Consider the following 18,725-nt stretch of genomic DNA (forward strand, 5'->3'; position numbering starts at 1 on the left):
AATGTTGTCTGGGCTTTTTTGATTGTTGAAAAGATAAAAACTCAGTAGCCTAGAAATAAGGCAACTGAGCTCTACTCTGTATTCAATTTTTAGGAATGAGAAGGTCTAGATAAAACTGGACAACTTCCTGGTATGTAAAGTCTTGTCCTTTTTTGAGCCACCAGGTCAATGTCTCGATAAAGTTGGACACGACCAAGTGTTGGAGGTAAGAAGTAGGCAGATTAGTGTGGGCTTCTTTTAACTCATCAGCCAACATGGGATAGACATGGTGTTCTAGCTCTTTATGGAGTTGACGGAGGAAGTAGTCATTTTTGGAAAATAGCAGACTGGTGATATGGTCTTGGTTTTTCTGAAAATGAAGAAAGAGGTGGGCGAGGTAGTCCTCAGTTGAAATGGGTTGCTCTCTTTCAAAGAGATGATGAAAGAGGTAGCGGCAAAGCTCGTCCAGAAGTAGTTCCTTGCTCTCATAGTGACAGTAAAAGGTGGAACGTCCAACATCTGCGAGTTCAATGATATCCTGAACTGTAGTGGATTCGTAGCCCTTATCGTTCAAAAGTTGTAGAAAAGCTTGAAAGATGGCTTTTTTTGTTTTGCTGATACGGCGGTCAATCTTAGTCATATAGACACTTGAGGCAAATTGTTCAGAACTGAATAAAGCTGACCTTTTGCTTCTATCCTTTCTTTGAGTTTTAGTGGATAATGATAATGAACAAGGTGTTCATAAATCTATTATAACAAAGGAATGAGAAAGATGAAGGCAAAATATACTGTTTGGATAGCTTTTTTCTTAAATTTAAGCTATGCTATTGTTGAGTTTATCGCAGGAGGAATATTTGGTTCGAGTGCCGTTCTCGCTGATTCTGTTCATGACTTGGGAGATGCTATAGCCATTGGCATATCAGCCCTTCTAGAAACAATCTCCAATCGTGAAGAAGATAGGCATTACACCTTGGGTTACAAGCGATTTAGTCTTTTAGGGGCCCTGGTGACTGCTGTGATTCTTATCACAGGATCCATCCTAGTGATTTTGGAAAATATAGCGAAAATCTTTCATCCACAATCGGTCAATGATGAGGGGATTTTCTGGTTAGGAATTATTGCGATTACTATCAATGTGCTAGCGAGTCTCGTCATTCGCAAAGGACAAACCAAGAACGAATCCATTCTCAGCCTGCACTTTCTGGAAGATACCTTGGGTTGGGTGGCTGTCATCCTGATGGCCATTGTTCTTCGATTTACCGATTGGTATATCTTGGATCCGCTCTTGTCTATTGCTATTTCCTTCTTTATTCTGTCAAAAACCCTTCCACGTTTTTGGAGCACGCTCAAGATATTCCTCGATGCAGTGCCAGAAGGAGTAGATATCCAGAAGATCAAGACGGATTTAGCAGAATTGGATCATGTCGCTAGTATCAATCAGCTTAATCTCTGGACTATGGATGGTTTGGAAAAAAATGCCATTGTCCATGTTTGTTTAAAAGAGATGGAGCATATGGAAACTTGTAAAGAATCTATTCGAATTTTCCTCAAAGATTGTGGCTTTCAAAATATTACCATTGAAGTTGATGTTGATCTAGAAAGTCACCAAGCACATAAGCGAAAGGTGTGAGTTGGAGCGGAATCATAGAGATTATTAGAGAAACAGCCTTGCTAGCGGTCGTTTTGTAATTCTAATCATTCTTTGTACTCTCTCTCAGAGTCAGTCTGGTTCCCAGCATAGTCAGGCTAGGGATTTTCCGACCGTGGAGTACTTCCTTGTTAAGAATATCCATACCTGCTCGACCCATCTCCTCAGTATAAACGGTGATGCTAGAGAGGGGAGGATAGACTTGCTTGGTCAGGCTGGTGTCGTTAAAGGAAATGAGGCTGACACGGTCTGGTAGGCTGATTCCAGCTTCTTGGAGGGCACGGAGGGCACCGATGGCTAAACTATCGCTAGCTGCAAAAAAGGCAGGTGGCAGTTGGTCTCCCAAACTCTGAATAGCCTCTTTCATTAAGTCATAGCCAGACTGGGCGGTAAAGCTTCCTTGAAAGACCAGTTCATCATGATAGATCCCTTTTGTTTGGCTGTAGTTCCTAAAATTTTCCAGCCGCTTATCCTCAATGATTTCTTCTTGATCGGTTGTTTCCTCAAGCCCTGTTAGAATCCCGATACGGTTCATCCCTTGACTGAGGAAATAATCGACAACCTGTTTCATGGCAGTATAAAAGTCCGTGATAATACAGGTGTGTCCTAGTGAAAGAGTATCACTATCTAGAAAGACAAGAGGCTTTTGGTATTCCTCAAAGGTGGAAATCTGAGCTCGGCTAAACTTTCCGATGCAGAGAATCCCGATGACTTCCTCGCTCAGTGTAAAAGGATGGTCATTAAAATAGCGCAAGATATCATAGTCCAACTCTTGGGCTCTTTTTTCTATGCCTAGGCGAATCTGGTAGTAGTAGAGGTCGTCCAGCTCCCCTTGTTCGCTGACCCATTGGATAATGGCAATCTTTTGCTTGGGTTTGTGGGACTCGCCTGTCTTGAGGTGCTTAGTGTAGTCCAACTCTTCAGCAACAGTTAAAATACGGTGTCTGGTTTCTTCTGTAACAGATAGGCTCTGGTCGCGGTTGAGGACACGGGATACGGTCGAGATAGAGACAGAGGCTAGCTGTGCAATGTCTTTTAAGGTAGCCATAAATCCTCCTTCTTGTAAGTTAGTATATCATATTTTTCTTCTTTTTACCGATAGTTTAGTAAAATTTTAGTAAAAAGGATTGACCTTGGGAAAAGCCTTGGATACAATAGAAGAAAACGATTACACGTTAAGGTGACTTAACGGACAGTAAAAGGAGAAATCATATGACACAACATCTTACTGCTGAAGCTCTTCGTAAAGACTTTCTTGCTGTTTTTGGTCAAGAAGCAGACCAAACCTTCTTTTCACCAGGTCGTATCAACTTGATTGGTGAGCACACAGACTACAACGGTGGGCACGTTTTTCCTGCTGCTATTTCCTTGGGAACTTACGGTGCAGCTCGTAAGCGTGACGACCAAGTTTTACGTTTCTACTCAGCTAACTTTGAGGACAAGGGCATTATCGAAGTACCTTTAGCTGACCTCAAGTTTGAAAAGGAGCATAACTGGACCAACTATCCAAAAGGTGTCCTTCGTTTCTTGCAAGAAGCTGGACATGTGATTGACAAAGGTTTTGATTTTTATGTCTTTGGGAATATTCCAAATGGAGCTGGCTTATCTTCTTCAGCATCCTTGGAACTTTTGACAGGGGTTGTGGCAGAGCATCTCTTTGACTTAAAATTAGACCGTCTCGATTTGGTTAAAATTGGAAAACAAACAGAAAATAACTTTATCGGAGTCAACTCTGGCATTATGGACCAGTTTGCCATCGGTATGGGAGCTGACCAACGTGCAATTTACCTAGATACCAATACTTTAGAATACGACTTGGTGCCACTTGATTTGAAGGACAATGTCGTTGTTATCATGAACACTAACAAACGCCGTGAATTGGCGGACTCTAAATACAATGAACGTCGTGCTGAGTGTGAAAAAGCAGTGGAAGAGTTGCAAGTTGCCTTAGATATTCAGACCTTGGGTGAATTGGATGAGTGGGACTTTGACCAATATAGCTATTTGATTAAAGATGAAAATCGTTTGAAACGTGCTCGCCATGCTGTGCTTGAAAACCAACGTACCCTCAAAGCTCAAGCAGCCCTTCAAGCAGGTGATTTGGAAACATTTGGCCGCTTGATGAATGCTTCTCACGTTTCTCTGGAGCATGATTATGAAGTAACTGGCTTGGAATTGGATACTCTTGTTCATACAGCTTGGGCTCAAGAAGGTGTTCTCGGTGCTCGTATGACAGGAGCAGGTTTTGGCGGCTGTGCCATTGCTTTGGTGCAAAAAGATGCTGTTGATGCCTTTAAGGAAGCTGTTGGCAAATACTACGAGGAAGTAGTTGGCTACGCTCCAAGCTTCTATATCGCTGAAGTTGCAGGTGGCACTCGCGTCCTTGACTAGTCAAAAGGAGGCTTTATGGTGACCTTAGTAGATAAATTTGTAACACATGTTATTTCTGAAAGTTCATTTGAGGAAATGGATCGAATCTACCTGACCAATAGTGTCTTGGCACGAGTGGGAGATGGTGTTTTGGAAGTTGAGACCAATCTGGATAAAGTGATTGACCTCAAGGACCAGTTGGTTGAGGAAGCCGTTCGATTAGAGACGATTGAGGATAGTCAGACTGCGCGTGAAATCCTTGGTGCTGAATTGATGGACTTGGTGACCCCTTGTCCGAGTCAGGTCAATCGTGACTTTTGGGAAACCTATGCCCAATCTCCTGAGCAAGCGATAGAGGATTTTTACCAACTTAGCCAGAAAAATGACTACATCAAACTCAAGGCCATTGCTAAAAATATCGCTTATCGTGTTCCGTCTGATTACGGTGAACTTGAAATTACCATCAACCTCTCTAAGCCTGAAAAGGATCCCAAAGAGATTGCGGCAGCCAAGTTGGTGCAAGCTAGTAATTATCCTCAGTGTCAGCTTTGTCTAGAGAATGAGGGCTACCATGGTCGAATCAACCACCCAGCTCGCAGCAATCACCGGATTATCCGTTTTGAAATGGCTGGTCAGGAGTGGGGCTTCCAGTATTCTCCTTATGCTTATTTTAATGAGCACTGTATTTTCTTAGATGGCCGGCATCGTCCCATGGCCATTAGTCGTCAGAGTTTTGAACGTTTGCTGGCTATCGTAGAGCAGTTTCCAGGATATTTTGCTGGCTCTAATGCCGACCTGCCGATTGTGGGGGGCTCTATTCTGACTCATGACCACTATCAGGGCGGCCGACACGTATTTCCTATGGAATTGGCTCCCTTGCAAGAGACCTTCCGATTTGCTGGTTTTGAGCAGGTTAAGGCTGGGATTGTCAAGTGGCCAATGTCAGTGTTGCGTTTGACTTCGGATTCCAAAGAAGATTTGATCAACTTAGCTGACAAGATTTTGCAGGAATGGCGCCAATACTCAGATTTAAGTGTGCAAGTCTTGGCAGAAACAGACGGGATACCGCATCATACAATTACACCTATTGCCCGTAAACGCGATGGACAGTTTGAGTTGGACTTGGTTTTACGAGATAATCAAACATCACCAGAACATCCTGATGGCATCTATCATCCCCACAAGGATGTCCAACATATCAAGAAAGAAAATATCGGCTTGATTGAGGTCATGGGCTTGGCAATCTTGCCACCACGTCTGAAAGAAGAAGTGGAGCAAGTCGCTAGCTATCTCGTGGGAGATGGTGATGCAGTTGCCGACTATCATCAGGAATGGGCAGACCAACTCAGAGCCCAATATCCAGATCTAACAGATAAAGAAAAAGCCCTTGAAATCGTCAAGGACTCTGTGGGTGCTATCTTTGCGCGTGTACTTGAGGATGCAGGAGTCTACAAGCAGACGGAACAAGGACAGGCAGCCTTTATGCGCTTTGTGGAGCAGGTAGGAATTTTACCAGACTAGGAGCTTTCTCCTTGCACAGTCCTATAAAAAGTAGTATCATAGTGTCGTTTGAAATATCAGGAGGAAACGATGAAAGATTTTCATTTTGACGCTATATCTGCCTTTGAAAATTACGAAATTGAACAAATGAGAGATGGTCACGTTGTAGTAACGACAAAAGTAGTGGACTCGTCGCTCAACTACTATGGCAATGCCCATGGTGGTTATCTTTTCACACTCTGTGACCAAATCAGTGGTTTGGTGGTCATATCTCTGGGACTTGATGGAGTGACACTCCAATCTTCTATCAACTACCTCAAAGCAGGAAAACTCGACGATGTGCTGACCATTAAAGGAGAATGTGTCCATCAAGGTCGCACAACCTGTGTAGTGGATGTGGATATCACCAATCAAGAAGGCAGAAACGTCTGCAAAGCAACCTTCACCATGTTTGTCACAGGTCAGCGGTCAGAAGACAGACAGGTGAGGATATAACATAAAAAAGAGGCGTACACCTCTTTTTCTTATTTCTTTTTATGATTTAATACGGCATTGAGGACAATGGCGAGTAGGCTGGCTACGACGATTCCGTTTGAGAAGAACATTTGGAAGGCTGTCGGCATGCTGATGAAGAGATTACTGTTGTTGAGTCCGACACCTGCAGCGATTGAAACTGCTGCGATAAGAAAGTTATGTTCATTATTAGCAAAGTCAACACGAGCGAGGATTTGCATCCCTTGAATAGATACAAAACCAAACATCACCAGCATGGCACCACCGAGGACAGGACTCGGAATGATTTGGGCAAGGGCACCAAACTTAGGAAGGAGTCCAAGGAGAACCAGGAAACCAGCTGCGTAGTAGATTGGCAGGCGAGTCTTGATACCTGATAATTTAACCAAACCAACGTTTTGTGAAAATCCTGTGTAAGGGAAGGTGTTAAAGATTCCTCCGAGAAGTACGGCCAAACCTTCTGCGCGGTAACCGTTGCGAAGACGCGTGCTGTCGATTGGATTTTTTGTGATATCAGACAAGGCTAGATAAACACCAGTAGACTCAACCATAGACACTGTTGCGATGATACACATCATGACAATAGATGAGATTTCAAAGGTTGGCATCCCAAAGTAGAGTGGAGTTGGGACATGGACAAGTGGTGCTGCCGCAACAGGAGAGAAGTCAACCAAGCCCATGCTAGCAGCAATAGCAGTTCCAACAACCAAACCAATCAAAATAGAGATAGACTTGATAAATCCTTTGGTAAAGATGTTAATCAAGAGGATAATCAGAACAGTAATAGCGGCAAGCAAGAGACTTTGACCAGTTGGCTCTGGAACGTTATTTCCCATATTTCCAATAGCGACAGGAATCAAGGTTAAACCAATCGTAGTAATAACAGATCCTGTTACGATAGATGGGAAGAGATTGGCTACTTTTGAGAAAATGCCTGAAACAAGAACCACGTAAATCCCTGATGCGATAAGGGCACCAAACATAGCGCCACTACCATGGCTTTGCCCAATCATAATCAAGGGAGCGACCGACTGGAAAGCAACTCCTAGAACGACTGGGAGTCCAATACCAAAGTATTTGTTGAGTTGGAGTTGGAGGAAGGTTGCCACCCCACACATGAAGATATCTGTAGAAATCAGGTAGGTTAACTGCTCAGCCGAATAGCCAAGGGCTGTCGCAATCATGATGGGAACCAGGATGGATCCTGAGTACATGGCTAGTAAGTGCTGCAAGCCAAGAACGGCTGCTTGCGAGTGTTTTTCTTGAGTTTGCATTAGAGATCTGCCTCCTTAAATACGACTTGACCATTTTCAAAACGAGCCAAACGAGCGAGTGATAGAACAGGGTAGCCTGCTTTTTCAAGCAAATCACGGCCATCTTGGAAGGATTTTTCAATCACAATACCGATAGCTTCGACTGTGGCACCAGCCTGTTCGATGATTTGAATCAAGCCTTTAGCAGCTTGGCCATTAGCAAGGAAGTCGTCGATAATCAAAACCTTGTCCTCTGGTGAGAGGAATTTTCCAGCGATAGAAACGGTGCTGGTTACCTGCTTGGTAAAGGAGTAAACTTCGGCAGTTAAAATGCCTTCATTCATAGTGATGTTTTTAGCTTTTTTAGCGAAAATCATGGGAACGTTTAAGGCTTCAGCTGTAAAAATGGCTGGGGCAATACCTGACGCTTCAATGGTCACGACTTTGGTAATACCAGCAGCAGCAAATTTTTCCGCAAAAACCTTACCAATCTCTCGCATCAAGCTAAAGTCAACTTGGTGGGTTAAAAAGGAATCCACCTTGAGGATGTTGTCACCCAAGATATGCCCATCCTTGAGGATACGCTCTTCTAATAATTTCATAAGACCTCCTAAAGTCTAAAAGCCAATCCATTTGCTTGTTTCAGATTTCTACCCAGTAAAACGGATAGAAAAAAGACCTACTTAATCTCTAAGCAAGTCCCCAAAATAGGCATGGCAAAAACGACCATACCTCACTGCTGACTTACTTATTGTTAGGTGTTCCGGCACCTTGTAGAAACGTCGTGCCAATTCACGACATAAACAAGTAAAACGATATTCAATTTCAAATAGGCTTGTGCCAATGTTTTTATTTTACACCAAAAAACTTTAAAAATCAAATATTTCGTTAGTGTTTTGGTTTTAAAAGCGAACAAAATGAAGAAAAATAGACAAATTTTCAATTGTAAGCTAACATTTGTACTCAATGAAAATCAAAGAGCAAAGTAGGAAGCTAGCCGCAGGCTGTACTTGAGTACGGTAAGGCAACGCTGACGTGGTTTGAATTTGATTTTCGAAGAGTATTAGAAGATTTTTTCATCATAAAAGACATATTATCAAGATTTTTCAAGACTTGATAATATGCCTTTCTAACTTTAAAGACTTTTTCCCAATTTTTATTATTCTACTCGCTAAATCTTAAAAAATAGCCATCTGGATCCAAAATCGCAAATTCATGGGGATATATAAAGCTATCTCCTACTCGAAATTCTCTTTTTGTCAGGGGACGATGGATAGGATAGTCAGCTTCCAGCAGTTTTTGGTGGAGCTGAGGAACATCTGCAATGCCAAAGGAAATATTGACACCGCGTCCGAAAGGGTAGGTAAGGTTAGCCAGTTCCTCGGGGGTTCCTTCCTCTAGCATTAGCTGGCATTCTTCAAGAGAAAGAAAGAGAAAGTTTTCTTCTGGCCGTTGGTATTCAATCCTAAAACCGAGTAAGTCGCAGTAGAAGGAGCGGGACTGTTCTAAATCACTTACAACAAACTCGGGAATAACTGCATTGTAGTTCATAGTGAAAATCCTTAAAGTTTAATTTCCAATACAATCGGTGTATGGTCTTGGCGCGCACCGGAGTCAATCATATCAGACTTGGTCACCTTGTCAGCCACGCGGTTGCTTGTCAGCCAGTAGTCGATTCTCCAGCCTGTATTGTTGATTTTAGAAGTCTTGCTGCGCTGTGCCCACCAAGTGTAGCGTTCTGGAACATCGCCGTGAATGTGGCGGAAGGTGTCCGTAAATCCAGTTGCCAAGAGGTTGGTAAATCCAGCACGTTCCTCGTCGGTAAATCCAGGTGAACGGCGGTTGCTGGCAGGATTTGCAAGGTCGATTTCATTGTGGGCTACATTGTAGTCACCGGTCGCAAGGACTGGTTTTTCTTTGTCTAGTTGAGCCAAGTATTCAGCATATTTGACATCCCAGACTTGGCGTTCTTCCAAGCGTTTGAGGCCGTCTCCAGCGTTTGGAGTGTAAACTTGGGTCACGAAAAATTTATCAAATTCTAGAGTGATGATACGACCTTCCAAGTCCATGGTAGAAGGGGCACCGATTTCTGGGAAAGTGACAGTGGGTGTGAGTTCTTTCTTATAGAGGAACATGGTACCAGCGTAGCCTTTGCGGGCGGGCTCTTGAGAAGAGCGCCACGTGTTTTCGTAGCCTGGGAAGAGTTCTTCTAAAATTTCCAAGTGTTTCTTTGTAGGCCCTTTGGCAGAAAGCTTGGTTTCTTGGATAGCAATGATATCAGCATTTTCAGCGACCAAGGTTTGTAGGACTTCTTGGGACAATTTGGCACGAGCTGAGTCACTAGTTAGGGCAGCATTGAGGGAATCAATATTCCATGAGATAAGTTTCATAAAGTTACCTTTTTCATTCAGATTATAGATTTTATTATACCAAAAAAAGGTCCATTTCCCCAACGTATGGCTTGAAAAATCACTCTCTTTCGTTTATAATTAAGAATGATTTTATGAAAGGGAGTGAAAATAAATGAAATTTTACTCATATGACTATGTACTTAGCCAAATCAGTCAGCAAAATGGAATGATGATTGGCTTTGGGATTGTGCTCCTAGCTATCACAGGATTTTTTGCTTTTAAAGCCTATCGAGATAAAAAGGGGACTAAGTTTCGGGAATTGGTCATGATTTTGGCCTTGACCTTGGTGGCCATGCTTTTGGTGACAATCTCAAAATACCAGACCAATCAAGCCTCTAACAACCAATTTCAAACTTCACTTCATTTCATAGAGGTTGTTTCCAAAGACTTGGGAGTGGATAAATCAGAAGTTTATGTCAATACTTCTGCAGCCACTGATGGAGCACTTATCAAGGTAGGTTCAAATTTCTATCGTGCCATGAACGGGAGCCAACCAGACAAGTATCTTTTAGAGAAATTAGAATTGCATCAAACAGACGCTATTGAATTGGTGGAGGTAAACAAATGACACTCAATTATATGGAAATTTTAATCAAACTGGCCTTGGGTCTTTTCTCGCTTGTTTTTGTTATCAATGTGACAGGAAAGGGGAACCTAGCACCTAACTCTGCGACAGACCAAATTCAGAACTATGTTCTCGGTGGTATTATCGGTGGGGTGATTTACAATAGTTCTATTAGCATTCTCCAGTACGCAGTGATTTTGATGATGTGGACGATTTTGGTTTTGACCCTCAAGTGGCTTAGTAACAATGTTCATTTTGTCAAACGCTTGATTGATGGTAAGCCAACTCTCCTCATCAAAAATGGTCAGATTGACCCAGAAGCCTGTCGTTCAGTTGGTTTGTCTGCAGCGGAAGTAGCCCTCAAGCTTCGTAGCCAAGGGATTTTCCAGATGAAGCAGGTCAAACGCGCTGTGCAGGAGCAAAATGGCCAACTCATCGTGGTCCAAATGGGAGATGAAAATCCTAAGTATCCAGTTGTGACTGACGGTGTGATACAAGTCGATGTTTTGGAGTCGATTGGTCGTAACGAAGAGTGGTTGCTTGATAACCTCAGCAAGCAAGGGCATGACAATGTAGCCAATATCTTTATCGCTGAGTATGACAAGGGTGCGGTCACAGTCGTAACCTATGAATAAGAAAAACCTGGGGTCTTGGCCTCAGGTTTCTATTTGCAATCAGAAAGGGATGTTATGTCCATTATTCAAAAACTTTGGTGGTTTTTCAAGTTAGAAAAACGCCGTTATTTAGTCGGGATTGTGGCTCTGGTCTTGGTTTCCGTCCTCAACCTCATTCCCCCAATGGTTATGGGGAGGGTCATTGATGCCATCACATCGGGGCAATTAACCCAGCAGGACCTCCTTCTTGCCCTATTTTACTTGCTTCTTGCAGCCTTTGGGATGTACTATCTGCGCTATGTTTGGCGTATGTATATCCTTGGGACTTCCTACCGTTTGGGACAGATTATGCGCTCTCGATTATTTGAGCATTTCACAAAGATGTCTCCAGCCTTTTATCAGACCTATCGGACGGGGGACCTGATGGCGCACGCAACCAACGATATCAATGCCTTGACTCGTCTGGCAGGGGGCGGTGTTATGTCTGCAGTTGATGCGTCTATCACGGCTTTGGTGACCTTGCTGACCATGCTCTTTAGCATTTCGTGGCAAATGACCCTAGTTGCCATTTTACCCTTACCTTTCATGGCTTATGCGACCAGTCGTCTAGGGAGAAAGACCCACAAGGCTTTTGGCGAATCACAGGCTGCCTTTTCTGAACTCAATAACAAGGTGCAGGAGTCTGTATCAGGTATTAAAGTGACCAAGTCTTTCGGGTATCAGGCGGACGAGTTGAAGTCCTTTCAGGCAGTCAATGAATTGACCTTCCAAAAGAACCTCCAAACCATGAAATACGATAGTCTCTTTGACCCTATGGTTCTCTTATTTGTTGGTTCCTCCTATGTTTTAACGCTCTTGGTCGGCTCCTTGATGGTTCAGAAAGAGCAAATCACGGTTGGGAATCTAGTTACCTTTATCAGCTACTTGGATATGCTGGTTTGGCCTCTTATGGCCATCGGTTTCCTCTTTAATATTACTCAGCGAGGGAAGGTTTCCTATCAGCGGATTGAGGAACTTTTGTCTCAGGAATCACCTGTACAAGACCCTGAGTTTCCTTTAGATGGTATCGAAAATGGGCGTTTGGAGTACGCTATTGACAGCTTTGCCTTTGAAAATGAGGAAACACTGACGGATATTCACTTTAGTTTAGAAAAAGGGCAGACTCTGGGCTTGGTCGGGCAGACAGGCTCTGGGAAAACGTCCTTGCTCAAGCTCCTCTTGCGTGAATACGATGTGGATAAGGGTACCATTTACCTAAACGGTCACGATATTCGGGACTATCGTCTGACAGATCTTCGTAGTCTTATGGGCTATGTTCCTCAAGACCAGTTCCTCTTTGCGACTTCAATCTTAGACAATATCCGCTTTGGGAATCCTGATTTACCACTTTCAGCGGTCGAGGAAGCGACCAAGCTAGCCCAAGTTTACCAAGACATTGTAGCCATGCCTCAGGGATTTGATACGCTGATTGGTGAAAAGGGAGTCAGTCTTTCTGGTGGTCAAAAGCAGCGTCTGGCCATGAGTCGGGCGATGATTTTAGACCCTGATATCTTGATTTTGGATGATTCTTTGTCAGCCGTGGATGCCAAGACGGAGTATGCGATTATCGACAACCTCAAGGAGACGCGAAAGGACAAAACAACCATTATCACAGCCCATCGCCTCAGTGCGGTTGTTCATGCAGATTTGATTTTAGTCCTGCAAAATGGTCAAATCATCGAACGAGGCAGGCACGAAGACTTGCTAGCTTTGGATGGCTGGTATGCCCAAACCTACCAGTCTCAGCAGCTGGAAATGAAGGGAGAAGAAGATGCAGAATAAGAAAGAACAATGGACTGTATTGAAGCGCTTGATGTCTTATCTCAAGCCTTATGGACTCCTGACCTTTTTGGCCCTCAGTTTTCTCCTAGCGACTACGATCATTAAAAGTGTCATTCCCCTTGTGGCTTCCCACTTTATCGACCAGTATCTCAGCAATCTCAACCAACTCGCTGTGACCGTTTTGCTGGTCTATTATGGCCTTTATATCCTACAAACTCTGGTCCAGTATGTCGGCAATCTTCTTTTTGCGAGGGTGTCCTACAGTATTGTTAGGGATATTCGTCGGGATGCCTTTGACAATATGGAGAAGCTGGGCATGTCTTATTTTGACAAGACACCAGCAGGCTCGATTGTCTCTCGTTTGACAAATGATACCGAGACCATTAGTGATATGTTTTCGGGAATTTTATCCAGCTTTATCTCAGCAGTTTTCATCTTTCTGACAACTCTTTATACTATGTTGGTGCTGGATTTTCGTTTGACTGCTTTAGTCTTGCTCTTTCTCCCCTTGATTTTCCTTTTGGTCAATCTCTATCGGAAAAAATCAGTGAAAATCATTGAGAAAACCAGAAGTCTCTTGTCAGATATCAATAGTAAGCTGGCCGAAAACATCGAAGGAATCAGGATTATCCAGGCCTTTAATCAAGAGAAACGTCTACAGTCAGAGTTTGATGAAATCAACCAAGAACACTTGGTCTTTGCCAACCGTTCTGTAGCCTTGGATGCCCTTTTTTTGCGCCCTGCCATGAGTTTGCTTAAACTCCTAGGATATGCAGTTCTAATGGCCTATTTTGGCTACCGTGGCCTTTCTATCGGGATAACGGCAGGAACCATGTATGCCTTTATCCAGTATATCAATCGTCTCTTTGATCCCCTGATTGAGGTGACGCAAAACTTTTCAACCCTTCAAACGTCTATGGTGTCTGCTGGCCGTGTCTTTGCCTTGATTGACGAGACGACCTATGAGCCTCTTCAAAAAAATGTGCAATCCAAAGTCCAAGAAGGCAATATCCGTTTTGAACATGTGTGTTTCTCATATGACGGTAAACATCAGATTCTGGATGATATTTCTTTCTCTGTTAACAAGGGTGAAACCATAGCTTTTGTGGGTCATACAGGTTCTGGGAAATCGTCTATTATCAATGTCCTTATGCGCTTTTATGAATTCCAGTCAGGGCGAGTTCTCTTGGATGATGTGGATATCAGGAACTACAGTCAGGAAGAGTTGAGAAAAAACATCGGTCTGGTCTTGCAGGATCCCTTCCTCTATCATGGAACAATCAAGTCCAATATCGCCATGTACCAAGAAATCAGTGATGAGCAGGTTCAGGCTGCGGCAACTTTCGTGGATGCAGATTCCTTTATTCAAGAACTTCCTCAGGGATATGATGCACCTGTGTCTGAGCGTGGTTCGAGCTTCTCTACTGGTCAGCGTCAGCTTCTTGCCTTTGCTAGAACAGTCGCCAGTCAGCCTAAAATCCTGATTTTGGATGAAGCGACAGCCAATATTGACTCTGAAACAGAAAGTTTGGTTCAAGCTTCTCTGGCTAAGATGAGACAGGGACGGACAACCATTGCCATCGCTCACCGCCTTTCTACCATCCAAGATGCCAACTGTATCTATGTTTTGGACAAGGGGCGCATTATCGAGAGCGGAACTCATGAAGAACTCTTGGCCTTGGGAGGAACCTATCACAAGATGTATAGCTTGCAGGCAGGAGCCATGGCCTAATACTCGTTGATTTTCATTGAGTGTAAGAAGGAAATCCTTCAAATTACAGATTTCTTTCACCGCCTTTTCCATTTTGTGGTATAATGAAAAATGTTGACAAATAGTATAATAAAAACAAAGGAGAAACAGCATGCTGAAATGGGAAGACTTGCCCGTGGAAATGAAATCAAGCGAGGTTGAGTCTTACTACCAGCTTGTCTCTAAAAGGAAGGGTTCGCTGATTTTCAAGCGTTGCTTGGACTGGGTTCTAGCCTTGGTCTTACTAGTTCTAACCTCTCCCATCTTTCTGATCTTGAGCATTTGGATTAAGTTGGATAGCAAGGGGCCAGTTATTTACAAGCAAGAGCGCGTGACCCAGTACAACCGTCGGTTCAAGATTTGGAAGTTCCGTACCATGGTGACGGATGCAGACAAAAAAGGAAGTTTGGTGACTTCTGCTAACGATAGTCGCATTACCAAGGTTGGCAATTTTATCCGCCGTGTGCGTTTGGATGAACTGCCTCAGTTGATCAATGTCCTTAAAGGTGAGATGTCCTTTGTTGGGACAAGACCTGAAGTGCCACGTTACACAGAGCAGTATAGCCCTGAAATGATGGCGACCTTGCTTTTGCCAGCAGGAATTACTTCTCCAGCCAGCATCAACTACAAGGATGAGGACACCATCATCAGTCAAATGACGGAGAAAGGCTTGTCAGTTGACCAAGCCTATGTAGAGCATGTTCTTCCTGAAAAGATGCGCTATAACCTCGCCTATCTCCGAGAGTTTAGTTTCCTTGGAGACATCAAAATCATGTTTCAAACCGTGTTTGAAGTGTTAAAATAAAGTAGTCATAAGAAAATGAGTACAGATAAAAGGAGCAAATCAATGCCAAATTACAATATTCCATTTTCACCACCCGATATTACGGAAGCAGAAATTGCTGAAGTAGCAGACACTCTGCGTTCTGGTTGGATCACAACAGGTCCTAAGACAAAAGAACTGGAGCGTCGCTTGTCCCAATACACACAGACGCCTAAGACTGTCTGCCTCAACTCTGCGACTGCCGCTCTTGAGTTGATTTTGCGCGTTTTGGAAGTGGGACCTGGTGATGAAGTCATCGTTCCAGCCATGACCTATACAGCTTCATGTAGTGTTATCACTCATGTAGGGGCGACCCCTGTCATGGTGGATATCCAAGCAGATACGTTTGAGATGGATTATGACCTGCTGGAGCAAGCCATTACTGAAAAGACTAAGGTGATTATTCCGGTTGAGCTTGCGGGGATTGTTTGCGACTATGACCGTTTGTTCCAAGTTGTGGAAAAGAAACGTGACCTCTTTACCGCTTCAAGCAAGTGGCAAAAGGCCTTTAACCGTATTGTGATTGTCTCTGATAGTGCCCATGCTTTGGGATCTACTTATAAAGAACAACCAGCTGGTTCTATCGCTGACTTTACTTCATTCTCTTTCCATGCGGTTAAGAACTTTACAACGGCAGAAGGTGGAAGTGCCACTTGGAAATCTAATCCAGCGATTGACGACGAAGAGATGTACAAGGAATTCCAAATCCTTTCCCTTCACGGGCAAACTAAGGATGCCCTAGCCAAGATGCAACTGGGTTCATGGGAATACGATATCGTCACACCAGCCTACAAGTGCAACATGACAGATATCATGGCTTCACTTGGTCTAGTTCAGCTAGATCGTTATCCTGGCTTGCTTCAACGTCGTAAAGAAATCGTAACTCGCTATGACCATGGATTTGCGGGAACTCGTATTCACCCATTGGCTCATGAGACAGATACTGTTGAATCTTGTCGTCACCTTTACATTACCCATGTAGAAGGAGCAAGTCTCGAACAACGTAACCAAATTATTCAAGAATTGGCCAAGGCAGGAATCGCAAGTAACGTTCACTACAAACCACTTCCGCTTTTGACAGCCTACAAGAATCTTGGGTTTGACATGGCAGATTATCCGCGAGCTTATGCCTTCTTTGTAAACGAAATTACACTGCCACTTCACACGAAATTAACAGACGAAGAAGTAGACTATATCATTGAGACTTTCAAAACAGTTTCTGAAAAAGTACTAGCTTCATCAAAAAAATTGTAAAAAAGTCTTGACAAAGAAAAAACAAAGTATTAAAATAAATTCAACAAATCAGAAAAGTAACTATTTTTGATCTTCAGGGAGCCTGTGGTGATTGTGAACAGGTGGTTGGAAGTAGTGAAAGTGGGCTGATTTTAAAAATGAATTTGAAACAATGAAAATTCGGTGCGCACACCTTACAGTGCAACTTGTTGTTAGACAAGGCAGAGATGTAAAGGGATAGTCCCTTTATAATTGAGGTGGCACCGCGTTACCAACGCCCTCACATGGAAGTATATTCTGTGTGTGGGCTTTTTTCTATCCGTCGTTTTGTTTATCTTTTATTAGGGCGTTAAGTCGCTTTGATGAACTTGAGTTCTATCTGCAGCTCCTTGCCTACTACTAAAAGCAAACAAAAAGGCCGGATTAATATGGAAAGAGGAAAAATTTTATGACAACTAAAGGTTATTTTGGACAATTTGGTGGTAGTTTTGTACCGGAGCCGATTCAGGCTTTGCTAGATGAGTTGGAAGTGACATTTGACAAGTACAAGGATGATCCAGAGTTTTTGGCAGAATTTCGTCATTACTTGAAGGATTATTCAGGTCGCGAAACACCGCTCTATTTTGCGGAAAGTTTGACAGAACACCTAGGTGGAGCTAAGATTTATCTCAAACGTGAAGACCTTAACCACCTTGGTTCTCACAAGCTCAACAACGTTTTAGGGCAAATTCTTCTGGCCAAACGTATGGGCAAAAAACGAGTGATTGCGGAAACAGGAGCTGGTCAGCACGGTGTTGCGACAGCAGCGGCTGCAGCCAAGTTTGGTATGGCCTGTGATGTCTACATGGGGGCAGAGGATGTGGAGCGTCAACGTCTCAATGTTTTCCGTATGGAGATGATGGGAGCAACTGTTCACGCAGTTGAAACAGGGACTCGTACCCTCAAAGATGCTGTTGATGCAGCCTTTGGAGCATGGATGAATGACCTTGAAGCCTTTTATGTTCTGGGATCTGCTGTGGGACCTCACCCATATCCAACCATTGTTCATGAGTTCCAAAAGGTCATCAGTGAAGAATCTCGCCGTCAAATCTTAGAAAAAGAAGGTCGTTTACCAGACTACGTTATTGCCTGTGTAGGTGGTGGTTCTAATGCTATTGGTGCTTTTTCTCAGTATGTGGCTGATGAAGAAGTTAAATTGGTTGGGGTCGAAGCTGCAGGTCATGGACTTGACACAGACAAGCACGCAGCTACTATGACAAAAGGTAGTATCGGAATTGTCGACGGCATGAAGACCTATGCAGTCTTTAAGGAAGATGGAGAGCTAGCTCCAGTTTACTCTATCTCAGCTGGATTGGACTATCCAGGGGTTGGCCCAGAACACGCCTACTTCAAAGATTCAGGTCGCGTGGAATATGTGGCTGCAACAGACGAAGAAGCTGTTCAAGCCTTGCTCCTCCTCAGCAAGACTGAAGGAATTATCCCAGCGATTGAAAGCTCACACGCTATCGCAGAAGCAGTTAAACGTGCACCGAAACTAAGTAAAGACGACATTATCATCATTAATGTCTCTGGCCGTGGAGACAAGGACGTAGCTGCGATTGCGGACTACCTAGAAGCTAAAAAATAATAGATGGAAAAATTACAGTCTTTTCTCTCACAGAGAGCTTGTGGTTGCTGGAAACAAGCAGAGAAAGCTGTAAGGTTGGGTCCATCTGAAACGAGAGAAGAAAACATAATTCTCAAGGGGGTGCCCTTTATCGCACAACCTGTTACAGGAGGTTTCTGAGACAGGAATGAGAGATAGGAGAAATCCTATAATTGAGGTGGCACCGCGAATTTCGTCCTCACGCAAGTTATTTTGCGTGGGGATTTTTATATGTCTATTATAGGTTCAGCTGTTTAGTTTTAAATTATTGTTCATTATAGTAGATTGAATCCGAAATAGTCCACCGAGTTTTCTAAAACATTGCTAGAAATTAGCTTGAATTCCGCAATCAATTTGTTCAGTTTTTATTTCATTTAACTATATTAAATAGATTGCTACAAAAAATTTGCGAACGAAGTGAGCTTTTAAAAGATATTTCCCGCCATAGTGGTATCCTATAGAAGCAAATATGCTTCTATAGGACGGAATTTTTGAGAGTAAAATAGTTCGGGGAACTATTTTAGCCTGAGCCTAGAAATGAATGAGCGAGGAGCTCAAAAATTAGGTCTTTCATTTCATGGATTTCTAAAATCATCCACT

General features: G+C 43.2%; 17 protein-coding genes, 1 riboswitch and 2 other annotated features. Of the genes, 11 read left to right on the forward strand and 6 right to left on the reverse strand.

What is annotated here, in order from left to right:
* Positions 1-82: 82 nt before the first annotated feature.
* Positions 83-619: a TetR/AcrR family transcriptional regulator gene (locus tag QS39_RS04515; protein ID WP_033676414.1), complete on the reverse strand. Its 537-nt coding sequence runs from the start codon at positions 617-619 to the stop codon at positions 83-85.
* Between the two features lie 132 nt (positions 620-751).
* On the opposite strand from QS39_RS04515, the gene QS39_RS04520 reads away from it, so the two are divergent.
* On the forward strand, positions 752-1,609 hold the full coding sequence (locus QS39_RS04520; RefSeq protein WP_180375002.1) for a cation diffusion facilitator family transporter: 858 nt from the start codon (positions 752-754) through the stop codon (positions 1,607-1,609).
* A gap of 61 nt (positions 1,610-1,670) precedes the next feature.
* Here QS39_RS04520 and galR read toward each other — a convergent pair whose 3' ends face one another.
* Positions 1,671-2,675: a DNA-binding transcriptional regulator GalR gene (gene galR / locus QS39_RS04525; protein ID WP_077804745.1), complete on the reverse strand. Its 1,005-nt coding sequence runs from the start codon at positions 2,673-2,675 to the stop codon at positions 1,671-1,673.
* A 164-nt stretch (positions 2,676-2,839) separates the two neighbouring features.
* On the opposite strand from galR, the gene QS39_RS04530 reads away from it, so the two are divergent.
* The 3 genes from QS39_RS04530 (at position 2,840) to QS39_RS04540 (ending at position 5,992) form a co-directional block, all read left to right on the forward strand.
* Positions 2,840-4,018 carry a galactokinase gene (locus QS39_RS04530; protein ID WP_077804746.1) on the forward strand — a complete coding sequence of 393 codons (1,179 nt, stop codon included), beginning with the start codon at positions 2,840-2,842 and terminating at the stop codon, positions 4,016-4,018.
* Positions 4,019-4,036: 18 nt separating this feature from the next.
* Positions 4,037-5,518 carry a UDP-glucose--hexose-1-phosphate uridylyltransferase gene (locus QS39_RS04535; protein WP_077805518.1) on the forward strand — a complete coding sequence of 494 codons (1,482 nt, stop codon included), beginning with the start codon at positions 4,037-4,039 and terminating at the stop codon, positions 5,516-5,518.
* 69 nt (positions 5,519-5,587) lie between these two features.
* Complete coding sequence (locus QS39_RS04540) at positions 5,588-5,992, forward strand: PaaI family thioesterase (protein WP_000651223.1); 405 nt, start codon at positions 5,588-5,590, stop codon at positions 5,990-5,992.
* 29 nt (positions 5,993-6,021) lie between these two features.
* Here QS39_RS04540 and QS39_RS04545 read toward each other — a convergent pair whose 3' ends face one another.
* The 4 genes from QS39_RS04545 to QS39_RS04560 all read right to left on the reverse strand — a co-directional run bounded on the left by QS39_RS04545 (position 6,022) and on the right by QS39_RS04560 (position 9,653).
* Complete coding sequence (locus QS39_RS04545; RefSeq protein ID WP_077804747.1) at positions 6,022-7,284, reverse strand: nucleobase:cation symporter-2 family protein; 1,263 nt, start codon at positions 7,282-7,284, stop codon at positions 6,022-6,024.
* Complete coding sequence (locus QS39_RS04550) at positions 7,284-7,865, reverse strand: xanthine phosphoribosyltransferase (protein ID WP_077804748.1); 582 nt, start codon at positions 7,863-7,865, stop codon at positions 7,284-7,286. Before QS39_RS04550 ends, QS39_RS04545 begins: the two co-directional genes overlap by 1 nt.
* 129 nt (positions 7,866-7,994) lie before the next feature.
* A riboswitch (purine riboswitch) is annotated at positions 7,995-8,090 on the reverse strand.
* A gap of 337 nt (positions 8,091-8,427) precedes the next feature.
* A complete protein-coding gene (locus tag QS39_RS04555; protein ID WP_077804749.1) occupies positions 8,428-8,814 on the reverse strand; it encodes a bleomycin resistance protein in 387 nt (128 codons plus the stop codon).
* 11 nt (positions 8,815-8,825) lie between these two features.
* Positions 8,826-9,653, reverse strand: coding sequence for an exodeoxyribonuclease III (locus tag QS39_RS04560; protein WP_077805519.1), 828 nt, complete (start codon positions 9,651-9,653; stop codon positions 8,826-8,828).
* A gap of 133 nt (positions 9,654-9,786) precedes the next feature.
* On the opposite strand from QS39_RS04560, the gene QS39_RS04565 reads away from it, so the two are divergent.
* The 7 genes from QS39_RS04565 to trpB all read left to right on the forward strand — a co-directional run bounded on the left by QS39_RS04565 (position 9,787) and on the right by trpB (position 18,107).
* Entirely contained in the window at positions 9,787-10,242 is a 456-nt protein-coding gene (locus QS39_RS04565) for a DUF3290 family protein (protein ID WP_000675343.1), read from the forward strand.
* Entirely contained in the window at positions 10,239-10,874 is a 636-nt protein-coding gene (locus QS39_RS04570) for a DUF421 domain-containing protein (protein ID WP_000174458.1), read from the forward strand. Before QS39_RS04565 ends, QS39_RS04570 begins: the two co-directional genes overlap by 4 nt.
* A 54-nt stretch (positions 10,875-10,928) precedes the next feature.
* Positions 10,929-12,674, forward strand: a complete 1,746-nt coding sequence (locus tag QS39_RS04575) for an ABC transporter ATP-binding protein (RefSeq protein ID WP_077804750.1) — start codon at positions 10,929-10,931, stop codon at positions 12,672-12,674.
* Positions 12,664-14,406, forward strand: coding sequence for an ABC transporter ATP-binding protein (locus QS39_RS04580; protein WP_077804751.1), 1,743 nt, complete (start codon positions 12,664-12,666; stop codon positions 14,404-14,406). The genes QS39_RS04575 and QS39_RS04580 overlap by 11 nt, the downstream gene beginning before the upstream one ends.
* Before the next feature lie 130 nt (positions 14,407-14,536).
* Positions 14,537-15,229 (forward strand): sugar transferase, encoded by a 693-nt coding sequence (locus QS39_RS04585; RefSeq protein ID WP_077804752.1) that lies wholly within the window; start codon positions 14,537-14,539, stop codon positions 15,227-15,229.
* Positions 15,230-15,271: 42 nt separating this feature from the next.
* Positions 15,272-16,501 (forward strand): DegT/DnrJ/EryC1/StrS family aminotransferase, encoded by a 1,230-nt coding sequence (locus QS39_RS04590; RefSeq protein WP_180375003.1) that lies wholly within the window; start codon positions 15,272-15,274, stop codon positions 16,499-16,501.
* A gap of 34 nt (positions 16,502-16,535) precedes the next feature.
* Positions 16,536-16,765: a binding site (T-box leader), on the forward strand.
* A 163-nt stretch (positions 16,766-16,928) separates the two neighbouring features.
* Positions 16,929-18,107 carry a tryptophan synthase subunit beta gene (gene trpB / locus QS39_RS04595; RefSeq protein WP_004262199.1) on the forward strand — a complete coding sequence of 393 codons (1,179 nt, stop codon included), beginning with the start codon at positions 16,929-16,931 and terminating at the stop codon, positions 18,105-18,107.
* Positions 18,104-18,329: a binding site (T-box leader), on the forward strand. (Overlaps the previous gene by 4 nt.)
* The last annotated feature ends 396 nt before the right edge of the window (positions 18,330-18,725 follow it).

The sequence above is a fragment of the Streptococcus mitis genome (assembly GCF_002005545.1).
In the GTDB taxonomy this organism is placed as follows: Bacteria; Bacillota; Bacilli; order Lactobacillales; family Streptococcaceae; genus Streptococcus; species Streptococcus mitis_I.